Origin of the sequence: Rhizobium sp. T1470 (assembly GCF_042140505.1) — a bacterium.
Taxonomy (GTDB): Bacteria; Pseudomonadota; Alphaproteobacteria; order Rhizobiales; family Rhizobiaceae; genus Rhizobium; species Rhizobium favelukesii.
The window spans coordinates 2,678,597-2,691,772 of sequence record NZ_CP148091.1 but is presented as its reverse complement, the minus strand read 5'-3'; the positions used below and the strand labels follow the sequence as shown (position 1 = coordinate 2,691,772).

The window sequence follows — 13,176 nt, the reverse complement described above, 5'->3', positions numbered from 1 at the left end:
CGGCCATGGCTGGCGAATATTATCGGCGGCCATGAACTACCTATGATCCAATCCTGGTTCCGTCGACGCCAAATCTGGACGCGGAGACGACCAATTGAAAGATAGTGCCACCAAGGCCCGCCTGATTGACCGGCGGCCGGCAATCGGCAGCGTGACCCTTTGCGTTGCTACCACTCTCTACCTGCTTTTTGTGACAAATCACGCGTTCTGGAGCACTGCCTATGGCGATTTCGCTACCGATCGTCTGTCGTTCGTGCTGTTTGCGATCGGTATTTCGGCAGTCAGCATGGCAATCGTCACTGCTTTCTCTGCGAAGTACGTTACCAAGCCGTTTCTGATCCTTTTCGTGCTCACGGCAGCCGCCGGCTCCTGGTTTACCGATCAGTTCGGGGTGATCGTGGACAAGGAGATGATCCGCAATGCAGCTGTGTCGACAGGCGCGGAGGCAGGGCATTTGATAACGGTGCGCTTTGCGCTTCATATGCTGCTCACTGGAATATTGCCGTCGCTTCTCATTGTGTGGGTGCGTATCCGGCATCGCCCGGTGCTGTCCAAGCTTGCTCATAATACGGGCGTGATCCTGGCTTGCCTTTCCGTCTTCGCCACAATCGGATTCGGCGACTACCGGGCCTTTGCGGGTGTCGGGCGGGCTCACAGGGACATCCTCGAGAGGTTAAATCCATTTGCGCCGATCACAAGCACCATTGGATTTGCAGTCTCGTCCGAGGAGGATGCGCGTGTCGCTGCTGCGCCGCTTGGCATAGATGCGCATCGGGTAAATACGGCCGGTCTAAACAAGCCGCGCGTGACAATCATCGTCGCCGGCGAGACTGCCCGTGCAGACGATTTCTCGCTTGGTGGTTATCCGCGCAAGACCAATCCGGAACTCGAAAAGCAGAACGTCGTCTATTTTCCGAATACGAGCAGCTGCGGTACAGCGACGGCAATCTCGATTCCTTGCATGTTCTCCATCTATCCGCGGACGGCCTATACGCATCGCAAGGGCCTGGCGACCGAGAACCTTCTCGACGTGCTGAGCCACGCCAAGGTCGACGTGTCCTGGCTGGACAACGATACCGGCAGCTATCACGTGACTGACCGCGTCGCCTATACCTCGCTGCCGCAGTCTAACGATCCACGCTTTTGCAAGGACAGCGAGTGCCTTGACGCCATCCTGCTCGACAAGGTCGACGATTGGCTCGATCACGTGAAGGGTGACAGCGTCTTAGTCCTCCACCAAATCGGCAGTCACGGGCCTGCCTACTTCGCTCGTTACCCCGATGAGTACCGACGCTTCGTTCCCGACTGCCGGGCAAATGACTTTGGCAACTGTACGGCCGAAGAGATCACCAACGCCTACGACAATACCATCCTCTATACGGATCACGTCGTTTCGACCGTCATCGACAAGCTCAAGCAGCATTCTGAGAAAGTCGCGGGTGCAGCGATCTACGTATCGGATCACGGTGAATCGCTTGGCGAGAACGGCATCTACCTGCATGGTGCGCCGTATATCGTGGCGCCGTCGCAGCAGACGCACGTCCCGTTCCTGGCGTGGGTCAGCGACGATCTCGCCAAATCCGCCGGCTTCGACATGAGCTGCATGGCCAAACAGACGGATGGCTCCCGTTCACATGACAACCTCTTCCACAGCGTGCTTGGGCTGATGGATGTGGCGACCAAGGTTTATGATCCGCATCTCGATGTTTTCGCCGCGTGTCGCCGACAGACGGACAAGACGGCAAGTATCCAGTGATGAACCAGTCAGCCTCGGTGTGCTGCCGCAGCGGTTGGCCGAGGCCTACGGGTATTGGCCGCCTCATTTGGGCGGCCAATCAGGATTCAGTGCTTGCGGTTTGCCGCTTTCATCCGCTCCGAAAGTTCCGAGAGCCCGAAGGGCTTCACCAGGAAATCGTCTGCGCCACTTTGCAAGCCCTCGATCTGATCCGAGGTCTGGTCATGGGCTGTGAGAATGATGACGGGGACGAAATTCGCTTGTCGTCTAAGCGCCTTCAGCAGAGTAAGGCCGTTGCCATCAGGTAAGCGCAAGTCGAGCAGAATTACGCCGTACTTGCCGGTTCCGGCCGCTTCCGTCGCTTCGGCGAGGTTAAGGCACCAGTCGACTGAATGACCGTCGGCCGCGATGTGATCGCGCACGGCATCTCCCAGCAGGACGTTGTCCTCAACCAGCAATACGTTCACGCGTCACCTCCGCTGCTGCGTGCCTGCCTTGCGGCAGCATGCCCAATCACCATGATGGTTTCGCTTGGGGGCGTCGCAGAGCGTCGCCAGGATTTCTAATGAGGTCGCTAGCTGACAGTGGCCTTAAAGCTGTGTGGGTCGCGTTCAAAAGCTGCCGTGGCGAACGCTCCGAAGCTGTGCCCCGGCAAGCGACCAGCCGAGCGAAATGTGCTCTTGGCGAGCTGGCTCACGCCGGTGTTCTGACGTCAGAGCCGGCCAGCAGCGAAAGCTCGCCCGCGGTTTTCATCACCATGGTGATCGTCTGGCTGATGTCGGGAGAGGCCGGCGCGTTGACCAGGGCAATATAGGGACAGGTAAGAGCTGCAATGCAGCGCCCGTCTGGCCCAAGGATCGGCGCCGACAGGTTATGAACGCCTGCCGTCTGCGCGCTCGCCATCATTTCGTAGCCGCGCTCGCGGATATGGGCGAGGCGCTCGTGAAACTCCGGTCCGAGATTGACCTCCTCGCGGCTGCGTGCATGTTCTGCGATCATCATCTGTCGTTCTTCGTCGCTTCGGAAGGCAAGAAGCACATGGCCGGAACCGGTGTCGAAGAGACTAATATGGGAGCCGACGCGGATCGAGATGCCCCAATAGTCCGGCGCCTCGTGCTGGGCGATCACCACCGCCGAACCGCGATCAAAGACGACCAGGTGGTTCGCCTGCTTGGTCCGTTGCGCAAGCTCGCGCATCAACGGTGTGGCGAAGGAAGCCAAGCGGCGCGTCGGCGCATGCAGTTGCGACAGCCCGAAAAGCTTGAGCGTGAGGGTGAACCGATCGCCCTCCAGCTTGGTGACGTAGCCGCGTCGCACGAGGCGGTCGAGCATGCGATAGAATTCGTTGGGGCTGCGATCGAGACGTTTGGCGATCTCCGCCTGGGTCAGCCCTTCCTCGACGCTGGCCAAAAGCTCAAGGATATCGAGCCCCTTGTCCAGCGCCGGGGCGCGGTATCGATCAGCGTCATCAGCTTCCATCAAACTTCTCCTGTGAATACGCACTTACATATACAAATGTGCAATTGCCGAAAAGCGTAAGTTGACATCGCGTTGCGCCCCCGCGCGTCTTGCATATAAAAAGAAAACTCATTCATGAGTTGTCGGTGGCGACGCAGCGTGGTTGTATTGGCGCGATGTTCCGAGCTTGCCGTCTGATTGGTGGGTGCCATCTATAGAACCGAACGCCCGTGTAACCGAATTCGAGAATGCCATGACCCGTATCACCGACCTTCGCGTCTTCGACCTTCGTTTTCCGACGTCGCAGAGCCTTGATGGCTCTGACGCGATGAACCCGGATCCCGATTATTCGGCGGCCTATGTCGTCTTGGAGACCGATGAAAGCGGCCTGTCCGGCCACGGGCTCACCTTCACCATCGGCCGCGGCAACGACATCTGCTGCATGGCGATCGAGGCGATGCGCCATCTCATCGTCGGCGCTGAGCTTGCCGATGTTCTTGCTCATCCAGGCAAATTCTGGCGGCATCTCACCAGCGACAGCCAACTGCGCTGGATCGGGCCGGAGAAGGGCGTGATGCATCTCGCGACAGGCGCTGTCGTCAACGCCGTCTGGGATCTGCTCGCCAAGCAGGCCGGCAAGCCCGTCTGGAGACTGGTGGCGGAGATGTCGCCGGAGGCGATCGCCGACATTGTCGACTATCGCTATCTGACCGATGTTTTGACCCGCGATGAGGCGATCGAGATTCTGAAGCGCGCGGAGACTGGGAAGGCCGAGCGGATCGCGACGCTCGAGACGGAAGGTTATGCCTGCTACACGACCTCGGCCGGTTGGCTTGGTTACGCCGATGCGAAGCTGCGCCGCCTGTGCCAGGAAGCGATCGACGCGGGCTTCAACCATGTGAAGATGAAGGTCGGCCGCGACCTCGAAGACGATGTCCGTCGCTTGAGGATCGCCCGCGAAGTGATAGGTCCCGACCGTTACTTGATGATCGATGCCAACCAGGTATGGGAGGTGGGGCAGGCGATCGATTGGGTGAACAAACTCGCTTTCGCCATGCCGTTCTTCATCGAGGAGCCGACGAGTCCGGACGATGTTGCCGGCCATCGCAAGATCCGCCAGGCGATCGGTCCCGTGAAGGTCGCCACCGGCGAAATGTGCCAGAACCGCATCATGTTCAAGCAATTCATCGCTGAAGGCGCGATCGATATCGTGCAGATCGACTCCTGCCGCATGGGGGGCTTGAACGAAGTACTGTCTGTCCTGCTGGTCGCAGCGAAGTTCGGGCTACCGGTCTGGCCGCATGCGGGCGGCGTCGGGCTTTGCGAATATGTACAACACCTGTCGATGATCGACTACGTCGCCGTTTCCGGAACAAAGGACGGGCGCGTTATCGAATATGTCGATCACCTGCACGAGCACTTCCTCGATCCCTGCGTGATCAAGGATGCGGCCTATATGCCGCCGCAAAAGCCGGGCTTCTCCATTGAGATGAAACCTGCTTCGATCGCCGACTATACGTTTCGGGGATAGATCTTTTCCCGGCTGAGTCCGCAGTCGCGGCCTCTTTATCTGGCGCGGCCGCCGCCTCTGCGCGCTCGGATCCTACCGGCGACCTTCTCCATCGACTATGAATGACGGACAGGCTAGGTTCGTGCCCGGAGCGCTTCGTGCGGCAAGGTCATTGTATTCCCGGGATTTTGACGATGTTTCTGACGGATGGAGAATTCAGCGAAATCAAGGCGTTTCGGCGTGAGCTTCACCGTAATCCGGAAGTGTCCGGTGAAGAGGCGCAAACCGCGTTGCGGCTGAAAGAGGAACTCTGTCTCACCGGACCCGATCGCATCGTTGCCGACATCGGCGGACATGGCCTAGCAGCCGTCTACGAGGGGGCGGCGTCAGGCCCAACGATCATGATCCGTGCGGAACTGGACGGCCTGCCGATCGACGAAATCTCCGATGTAGCACACCGCTCGACCGTCCGGGGTAAGGGTCACCTCTGCGGCCATGACGGCCATATGGCGATCCTGATGGCGCTCGCAAAAGGGCTCGGGCAGAGGCGGCCTGCGAGAGGGCGGGCAATCCTGATGTTCCAGCCGGCCGAGGAGAACGGTGCGGGCGCGGCGGCCGTGCTTGCGGATCCGAAGTTTGCGGCACTGACGCCGGATATGTCGCTCTCACTTCACAATTTCCCAGGCGTCCGGCTCGGCCACGTCCTGCTGAAGGCAGGGCCGGTCAATTGCGCATCGCGCGGAATGAAGATCGTTCTGAAGGGCAAGACATCGCACGCTTCGTATCCGGAGCAAGGTATTGCGCCGACTTTCGCGATGGCGCGGCCGCTCGATGGTCTGACAACACTGGGGAACAACGGTCCGCTGGGCCCGGATTACTCCTGGTGACGGTCACACATGCGCGTCTGGGGGAACCGGCGTTCGGCATCAGTCCCGGTGAAGCGCAAATCTGGGCAACCTTGCGGACGCTGACCGATGAAGCGATGACTGCCTTGGCTTCGCGCGCCGAGGAACTGGTACTGACCCAGGCGAAAGCCGGACAGTTGCAGGTGGAGATCAGCTACGAGGACGTGTTCCACCAGTGCTACAATTCCGCCGAAGCAGTGGCGCAGTTGCGCCAGGCGCTGGATGACGAGGGCGTGAGCCATGACGATGCGAGCAGCCTGCTGCCGATGAAAGCATCAGAAGACTTCGGTGTGTTCCGGACCGTGGCGCCCGCCGCGATGTTCTTTCTCGGGGCAGGCGAAGATCATCCGCGCCTGCACAACCCCGACTACGACTTTCCCGATGAGCTGATTGCCATCGGTTCGCGGGTATTCATGCGGGCCATCAGAAACCTTCTCGGCTGAGCCACCGCCGTGCCGCCATCCCTAAAGGAGCCATTGAACACTCCGGCCGACGCTTGGCCGGAAGGCGAAGGTGCCGCTTCCCCGGCACACCTCCGCTTCACGGACAGACGCGTCGGTCGCGGCCTTCGCAACTGTTTTGCGCGCGATTGAAAACTAATCTCTCAGGTTGAAATTAAGATCGTGATCGCTGATCGACTTGCGCGCCGATTTGCGCAATATTTTTCGGCGGCCGATGTATGCGCTGTTTGCGCTTGGCATCCGATCGGCACCATTCGACTTCCTCCAGAGTGCGATGGGATTATCATGTTTGCTCAAGACATCATGAATACCGACATCACGACGATCAGCGCCGACAGCAGCGTGCATCAGGCAATCGACCTGATGGTTGCCAAGAACATCAGCGGCCTGCCTGTGATCGACAACGATGGCAACATTTGTGGCCTGCTGACTGAGGGCGACCTGCTTCGCCGCATCGAATTTGGCGGCGGCAGGTCCGCCGGCAACCCCGATGAAACATCGCTCGTCGATTTCGACGACTATATCCGCAGCCGCAGCTGGCGGGTATCAGATGTCATGTCCGCAAGCGTGATCAGCGTTACGCCCGACACGCCCGCGGCGACCGTCGCCGAGGTGATGTTCCAGCACAAGATCAAGCGTGTTCCTGTCGTCAGCGGCAAGCGACTCCTTGGCATTGTCAGCCGCATCGATCTCCTGAAGGGCATCGTTGCTGCACCGGCCGAGAGAACGGCAAGTGGTGACGATGCTCTCGCTCGTGCCATTCGAGCAAGACTGCAGGGCGACCTCGGTCTCGACACCGATGCGATCAAGGTATCGGTTCAGGATTCCAGAGTAGTGCTTGAAGGGACGGTATCCAGCGACCTGGAACGCCGCGCCATCCGCGTGCTGGTGGAGAACGTCAAGGGCGTCAGCGGCCTTATCGACAAGCTGAGCCTGGCCTGATTGGAGATCCTAGGCTGCCGAGCGTAGGAGCTTTTTGGCGTGCGTTGCCATCAGGCGTTCCTCGTTTGTCGGGATCACGAGCGTCTTGAAATCACCGAGGAAGCGGAGCCTTCCGAGGATTGCCTCGCGGACCGGGCCGGCGTGCTCGCCGATCCCGCCCGTGAAGACAAAGGCATCGATCCCGCCCATGGAGACGGCCATCATCGCGGCATGCTGGGCCGTTTTCAGAGCGAAATATTCGAGGGCGAAGGCGGCGTGCGGATCGTCGCTGCGAAGCAACGCCTCGACGTCATTGCTGATACCGGACAATCCCTTCAGGCCGGAACGCTCATAGAGGATATCCTGGACCGTCTCGACGCCGAGATCCAAGTCGTGAAGCATGTAGAGGACGGCGCCGGGATCGATTGATCCGCTGCGCGTTCCCATCGGTATGCCGTCGAGCGCGGTCATGCTCATCGTGGTATCTACGCTGATGCCGTTCTTCAGCGCGCAGAGGCTGGCGCCGTTGCCGAGGTGGCCGACGACGACGCTGCCGGCACAAAGGTCCGGATAGTCCCTGGACAGCACCTGCGAGATCCATTCATAAGAAAGCCCGTGGAAACCATAGCGGCGAACGCCTTTGTCGCGCATCTCCTGTGGCAGGGCGAAGCTGCTGGTCAATTCGTCGTGTCCCGCGTGGAAGGCGGTATCGAAGCAGGCGATATCGGGCGCTCCGCTTGCGAGCCTGGCAGAAGCGGTGATGCCGGCGAGGTTGTGCGGTTGGTGAAGCGGCGCCAACGGGATCAGCGCTTCGAGGCGGCACATCACCTCGGGCGTGACAATGACGGGCTCTGCGAAATCCTGCCCGCCATGGACGACGCGATGTACAACCGCCGCTGTGCGCCAGGCGTGGTCGTGCCCGCCGATGAGGTCCATCACGGCGCTGAGCGCCGAATCGTGATCCGTGTTCGCGGGCAGGGAGGTTTGCGTCTCTTGTCCACCGGGGAGTTTGGCGCGCATCTCAGGTGTGTCACCAATGCCGGTGACCTTGCCGCTCATCAGCACGTCCAGGGTCTGATCCTCGAAAATCTGAAACTTGAGGCTCGATGAGCCGGTGTTGAGAACAAGCAGCGTGTCGATCATCGAATTGTGCTCCGAGTCCGGTCACGTGAATGGTGAAGCGACGCTGCGTCAGGAGCCGGGTGCCACCGCGCGGCCGCTGAGATGACATTGACGCTGCCCCTGCGGGCCACGGTGGCCGCAGAAGATGTAGCTGTCAATTGTTTTTGTTTCGAAATTTCGCGCAACGCGAGGTGCCTGCGGCATGCCTGGATGGCCTTTCGGAGATCAAAATCCTTTGAGATCTCAGGATTTTCTCTTTCCGCATTGCACCGATCGGCCTATCTAGCGGTAGTGCTATTCGGCACTTATCGGATCCGGCTTCCTGCCCGTTCCTGCATCCAATTCACACCGGCAGATCAATGATAGCTATGCAGACGACAGAGAAAGACGATGCGGAGAGCATCCGCAGGGCAAAGATCGTAGCGCTGGTCGTCGCCGTTTCGTTTTTCATGCAGATCCTCGATGGCACCATCGTCACTACGTCACTGCCGCAGATGGCCGCGAGTTTCGGTGTTCAACCGGTGTCGATGAGTATCGGCATCACCGTCTACATGCTGACGATGGCGGCCTTCATTCCACTTTCGGGATGGCTTGGGGATCGATACGGCGCAAGGCGGATCTTCATGGCGTCCATTGCCGTCTTCACCGTCGCCTCGCTGTTCTGCGGGCTCTCCGGCGGCCTTGCCGAGTTTGTCGTCGCTCGCGCCGTGCAGGGAGCGGGCAGCGCACTAATGACGCCGGTCGGCCGGATCATTGTCCTGAAGAATGCCCGCAAATCGGAACTCGTCCAGGCGATCGCGCTGATTACCTGGCCGGCGCTGACGGCTCCCGTTATCGGTCCGCTGCTTGGCAGCTTCATCACCACCTATGCAAGCTGGCATTGGAACTTCCTCATCAATCTGCCGATCGGCGTGCTCGGTATGGCGCTGGTTCTTCGCTTTGTGCCGGAGCAGCGCGAAGAGGATGCCGGCCGGCTCGATATGCTGGGATTCGTTCTCAGCGCTGGCGGGCTGACCTTCCTGCTGGCGGCGCTTGAACTCTCCGTGAAATGGGATGGCGGCCTGCTGCCGATCCTGCTGATGCTCGCGGCCGGCATTGCATTGTCTGTCATGGCGACGCGACACTTCCTGCGGGTCAGCAATCCGCTGCTCGATCTATCCGCCTTCAGGGTGCAGACATATGCGATTGCGACCCTTTCGGCTGGGACGGCGAGCCGTGTCGCGATCAATGCCACGCCGTTCCTCTTGCCGCTCCTCTTCCAACTCGGCTTCGCACTGAGCTCGATCGAGGCGGGTGCCTATCTGCTGGTGTACTTCCTCGGAAATCTCGGCATGAAGGCCGTGACGACGCCGCTGCTCGCCAAGCTTGGATTTCGCACCGTGCTCTTCTTCAATGGGATGATTGCCGCCTTGTCGATTGCGGCCTGCGGCTTTCTCGTGCCCGAGACGCCACGCGCGATCATCTACGCGCTGCTGATGATTGCGGGCCTCTCGCGGTCGATGGAATTCACGGCACTAAACACGTTGGCTTTTGCCGACATTAATCCAGCGCAGCGCAGCTCTGCGTCCACGCTCTCGAGTATGCTGCAGCAAGTTTCGATGCTGCTTGGCGTCGCGATCGCGGCGGCGGCGCTCAACATCTCCGTCGCTTTGCGTAGCGTTGAAGGTCCCGGGCTCATCGATTTCCGCTGGACGTTTCTTGTCGTCGGAGCAATCGGTATCATATCGTCACTGCGTTTCCTGCAGCTGGCGCCGGATGCAGGCGCCGAAGTGTCGGGTCACAAGATCGGCACGAAATAGTTGGTCGCTTTGCGGTCGGCCTTTGTCAGGAGGAAATATGGATCTCGGATATATCTGCACGCCGCAAGAGGTCTTCGACTTCTGGTTCGAGGAGTGCGGGCGTGACCAATGGTTCAAGGCGACGTTGGACCTTGATCGGGATATTCGCCAGCGCTTCCGCGACACCCATCTTGCACTCTCGCGTGGCGTGACGGAGGAATGGCGCTCGACCCCGAACAGCAGGCTTGCCGCAGTGATCGTGCTCGATCAGTTTCCGCGCAACATATATCGTGCGACACCGCTCGCGTTCGCCACCGATGGGCTTGCGCTGCGCGAGGCAAAGCTCGCGCTGGAAGCCGAAGCGGACCAGCAAGTCAGCCCGGAATGCCGGACGTTCTTCTACATGCCTTTCGAGCATTGTGAAGATCTGGAGGAGCAGGAGCGTGCCGTGGCGTTGTTCAGGGCGCTTGGCGATGAGGAATATGTCGACTATGCGCTTCGCCACCGGGAGGTGATTGCAGTCTACCGTCGCTTTCCGCATCGAAATGTCATCGTCGGGCGGCAATCGACCACGGCAGAACTGGAATATCTGGCACAGCCGGGCGCCGGCTTCTGAGCGCGTCGCCTTTCTGTCGCCTTTCTTTCTTATGAAAAGCTGGAAATCCAATTTCGATCCAGCAAACCCGAGTGGGGATATTTTGCGGCCGATACGACTCTTGCTTCGCATTCTCCTTGTTGCAACGCTGGCGGCCGCCGCCGCGAACCTTGCAAGCGCGCAGGCACCGCAACCGCAGGCTTCGCAACAGCCACAAGCGACCGAGCAGGCGTCTGGTGCTGACAATCCAATCGAGCAGGCCGCAAAGGCGATAGAGAAAGCAAAGCAAGATCTCGTCTCGCTGGAGGATGCCGTCAAGCAGAAGAGCGACGATGATGATGCGCTGGTGGCTCTCGCTGGACAGACCGACGAACTTGGCCGCTCGGTTCTCAACATATCCGTTGGCCTCAGACCGCGGCTCGACCAGATCAAGAGCCGCCTTACCGAGCTAGGCGACCCACCGAAGGAAGGTCAGCCGGCGGAGGCGGAGATCGTCACGACCGAACGCAACGCCCTGACGGCGGAGCGTGCCCAGATCAATGCCGTCACCGGCGATGCCGAAACCCTGTCCGCCTCCATCGGTAAGCTCGGCAACCGCATTGCCGAAACCCGCCGTCAGCTTTTTGCCGCCACCTTGCTGCGGCGTACCGACATCTCGTTTTCCGTCCTCGACGATGCGGCACGCGCCTTCGTCCAGGAAGGCTCGGAGTTCATCCAGGCGCTCAGCAGCTGGCTGGGATTCGTTCTGAAGTTCAAGGCTTTTGCGTTCTTTGCGGCCATCTTCATGTCCCTCATGACGGCAATGGTGCTCTTGTCTGGCGGCTACCGCATCTTTGGTCGTTACCTTCAGCGTAAGGAGACGGAAGAGCAGCCCTCCTATATCAACCGTCTCTCCATCGCTTTCTGGTCGACGCTGATCAGGACGTTTGCGCTTGCTGCCCTCTTGGTGACGTCTTACTTCTTCCTCAATGGTTTCAACGTTCTGAGGCCGGATATCGCGCCGATCATCGGCGCGCTCTTCGGATCGATCGGCCTGATTTATTTCGTCAGGCGCTTCACCAATGCGGTGTTCGCACCAAGGGAGCCACATTGGCGTCTTGTCAGGCTTTCCAACCGCGGTGCGAGCTCCATCGGCGCCTGCCTGCTTGCGATGGCAGCCGTCAATGCGCTTGACTACCTCTTCGGCAGCATCAGCGAAGCGATGGGGTCTCCACTCGTCCTGACCGTCGTCAAGAGTCTGATTGCAGCCTTGATCATTGGTTTCATCCTGATCGCAGCGTCTTTCGGCCGGCCGATGCTGGCGCGAAACGGGGATCCGGACGCGCCGGGACGCCATTGGCCGCGCGGCATGGCGATCATTCTGCGCGTGCTGGGTGCAGGTTTGATCATAACGGCGTTGACCGGCTATGTCGGCCTTGCGCGCTTCGTCGCGACACAGTTGATTATCACCGGTGCAATCATCGTCACGACCTATATTGGTCTTCTGTCGGGGAGGGCGATTTCGCGCAGCGAAACCTTCGGCGAGACATCGCTTGGTCGCTTCCTCCAAAGGCGCTTCAAGCTTGGTCCGGTCGCCATCGACCAGGCGGGACTGTTGGTCGGCATGTGCATCTCCGGCATCGCCCTGATGGTTGGGATCCCGCTGGTACTGCTCTTGTGGGGCTTCCATATCCAGGATCTTCAACTCATCGCCTATCGCCTTCTCACGGAGGTCAGGCTGGGCGGCATCAGCATCTCGCTGGTCGGGATATTGACCGGCATCCTGCTCTTTGCCGGTGGTTACCTGCTGACGCGCTGGATCCAGCGCTGGCTTGACGGCAACGTCATGGCGCGCAGCCATGTCGACCTTGGCGTCCGAAACTCGGTCAAGACAGGTATCGGCTATCTCGGCGTTGGTCTTGCGACGATCGTCGGCGTTTCCGCCGCGGGCATCGACCTCTCGAGCTTCGCACTCGTTGCCTCTGCACTGTCGGTCGGTATCGGTTTCGGCCTCCAGAACATCGTGTCGAACTTCGTCTCCGGCCTGATTCTGCTGGTCGAGCGGCCATTCAAGGTTGGCGACCACGTGGTCTCCGGGGCTGCTGAAGGTATCGTAAAGCGGATTTCCGTGCGCGCGACCGAAATAGAGACGTTCCGCAAGCAGTCGATCATCGTGCCGAATTCCGAACTGATCAATGCGTCTGTTGGCAACTGGACCCATCGCAACAAGATGGGGCGCTCCGAAATTCCGGTCTCGGTGAGCTATGATTCCGACCCGCAGAAGGTCATGGACATCCTGCTGGAGCTGGTAAACGCCGTGCCCGTGGTTCTTCGCAATCCTGAGCCGCACGTGGAATTCCTCCGTTTCGGGCCGTATTCGCTGGACTTCGAGCTGCGCTTCATGCTTGCCGACATGGGTGACGGCTTGAAAGTCAGGAATGATCTCCGCATCGCGATCCTGAAGCGGTTCAGGGAGGAGAGTATCGAAATACCTCTTCCGCAGAGCGACGTCGTGTTCCATCGACAGCCGGAGCAGGTTGGAGCAGCGGCCAACGCAGGCAAGCCGCCGGCAAAGATCGACAACGTTTCCGAGACGAGCGAATTGGACGAGGAGGCCGGCACGGTGCGCCGGTTGCGCGGCAAGTCGGCTGATGGCAATCTCAAGGGGTAAACGCGTTGTTCAGCGATCGTTCAGAGCGGTCGCCGTATAAC

9 protein-coding genes and 1 pseudogene are annotated in these 13,176 nt (G+C 59.9%); 7 read left to right on the top strand and 3 right to left on the bottom strand.

All coding sequences use genetic code 11. The features are described 5' to 3' along the window. Positions 1 to 94: 94 nt before the first annotated feature. Positions 95 to 1,756 (top strand): phosphoethanolamine transferase, encoded by a 1,662-nt coding sequence (locus tag WGT02_RS13575; protein ID WP_208250219.1) that lies wholly within the window; start codon positions 95 to 97, stop codon positions 1,754 to 1,756. Between the two features lie 86 nt (positions 1,757 to 1,842). Here the strand turns inward: WGT02_RS13575 and WGT02_RS13570 are convergent, their stop codons facing one another. Continuing rightward, complete coding sequence (locus WGT02_RS13570; protein ID WP_024314068.1) at positions 1,843 to 2,202, bottom strand: response regulator; 360 nt, start codon at positions 2,200 to 2,202, stop codon at positions 1,843 to 1,845. 226 nt (positions 2,203 to 2,428) lie between these two features. Then, the gene (locus tag WGT02_RS13565; RefSeq protein ID WP_024314069.1) at positions 2,429 to 3,214 is read right to left on the bottom strand and encodes an IclR family transcriptional regulator; all 786 of its coding nucleotides are present in this window, start codon (positions 3,212 to 3,214) and stop codon (positions 2,429 to 2,431) included. Between the two features lie 232 nt (positions 3,215 to 3,446). Here WGT02_RS13565 and WGT02_RS13560 point away from each other — a divergent pair, with 232 nt between their 5' ends. From WGT02_RS13560 to WGT02_RS13550, 3 genes and pseudogenes are all read left to right on the top strand, one after another. Then, a complete protein-coding gene (locus tag WGT02_RS13560; protein ID WP_208250220.1) occupies positions 3,447 to 4,724 on the top strand; it encodes an L-fuconate dehydratase in 1,278 nt (425 codons plus the stop codon). A gap of 173 nt (positions 4,725 to 4,897) precedes the next feature. Then, positions 4,898 to 6,051: pseudogene (locus WGT02_RS13555) on the top strand (amidohydrolase). Between the two features lie 303 nt (positions 6,052 to 6,354). Beyond that, positions 6,355 to 7,011: a CBS domain-containing protein gene (locus WGT02_RS13550; protein WP_024314071.1), complete on the top strand. Its 657-nt coding sequence runs from the start codon at positions 6,355 to 6,357 to the stop codon at positions 7,009 to 7,011. A gap of 9 nt (positions 7,012 to 7,020) precedes the next feature. Here the strand turns inward: WGT02_RS13550 and WGT02_RS13545 are convergent, their stop codons facing one another. Further along, positions 7,021 to 8,133 carry an acetate/propionate family kinase gene (locus tag WGT02_RS13545; protein WP_208250222.1) on the bottom strand — a complete coding sequence of 371 codons (1,113 nt, stop codon included), beginning with the start codon at positions 8,131 to 8,133 and terminating at the stop codon, positions 7,021 to 7,023. Between the two features lie 338 nt (positions 8,134 to 8,471). Here WGT02_RS13545 and WGT02_RS13540 point away from each other — a divergent pair, with 338 nt between their 5' ends. The 3 genes from WGT02_RS13540 to WGT02_RS13530 are packed head-to-tail and all read left to right on the top strand — an operon-like array spanning position 8,472 to position 13,135. After that, the gene (locus WGT02_RS13540; protein WP_024314073.1) at positions 8,472 to 9,911 is read left to right on the top strand and encodes an MFS transporter; all 1,440 of its coding nucleotides are present in this window, start codon (positions 8,472 to 8,474) and stop codon (positions 9,909 to 9,911) included. Positions 9,912 to 9,948: 37 nt separating this feature from the next. Further along, positions 9,949 to 10,506, top strand: coding sequence for a DUF924 family protein (locus tag WGT02_RS13535; RefSeq protein WP_024314074.1), 558 nt, complete (start codon positions 9,949 to 9,951; stop codon positions 10,504 to 10,506). Positions 10,507 to 10,537: 31 nt separating this feature from the next. Next, the gene (locus WGT02_RS13530; protein WP_051166641.1) at positions 10,538 to 13,135 is read left to right on the top strand and encodes a mechanosensitive ion channel family protein; all 2,598 of its coding nucleotides are present in this window, start codon (positions 10,538 to 10,540) and stop codon (positions 13,133 to 13,135) included. Positions 13,136 to 13,176: the final 41 nt, after the last annotated feature.

Excerpts from the sequence above, each read along its gene's own strand:
- WGT02_RS13565 (WP_024314069.1), bottom strand. The coding sequence starts at position 3,214 with ATGGAAGCTGATGACGCTGATCGATACCGCGCCCCGGCGCTGGACAAG.
- WGT02_RS13560 (WP_208250220.1), top strand. The coding sequence starts at position 3,447 with ATGACCCGTATCACCGACCTTCGCGTCTTCGACCTTCGTTTTCCGACG.
- WGT02_RS13550 (WP_024314071.1), top strand. The coding sequence starts at position 6,355 with ATGTTTGCTCAAGACATCATGAATACCGACATCACGACGATCAGCGCC.
- WGT02_RS13545 (WP_208250222.1), bottom strand. The coding sequence starts at position 8,133 with ATGATCGACACGCTGCTTGTTCTCAACACCGGCTCATCGAGCCTCAAG.
- WGT02_RS13540 (WP_024314073.1), top strand. The coding sequence starts at position 8,472 with ATGATAGCTATGCAGACGACAGAGAAAGACGATGCGGAGAGCATCCGC.
- WGT02_RS13535 (WP_024314074.1), top strand. The coding sequence starts at position 9,949 with ATGGATCTCGGATATATCTGCACGCCGCAAGAGGTCTTCGACTTCTGG.
- WGT02_RS13530 (WP_051166641.1), top strand. The coding sequence starts at position 10,538 with ATGAAAAGCTGGAAATCCAATTTCGATCCAGCAAACCCGAGTGGGGAT.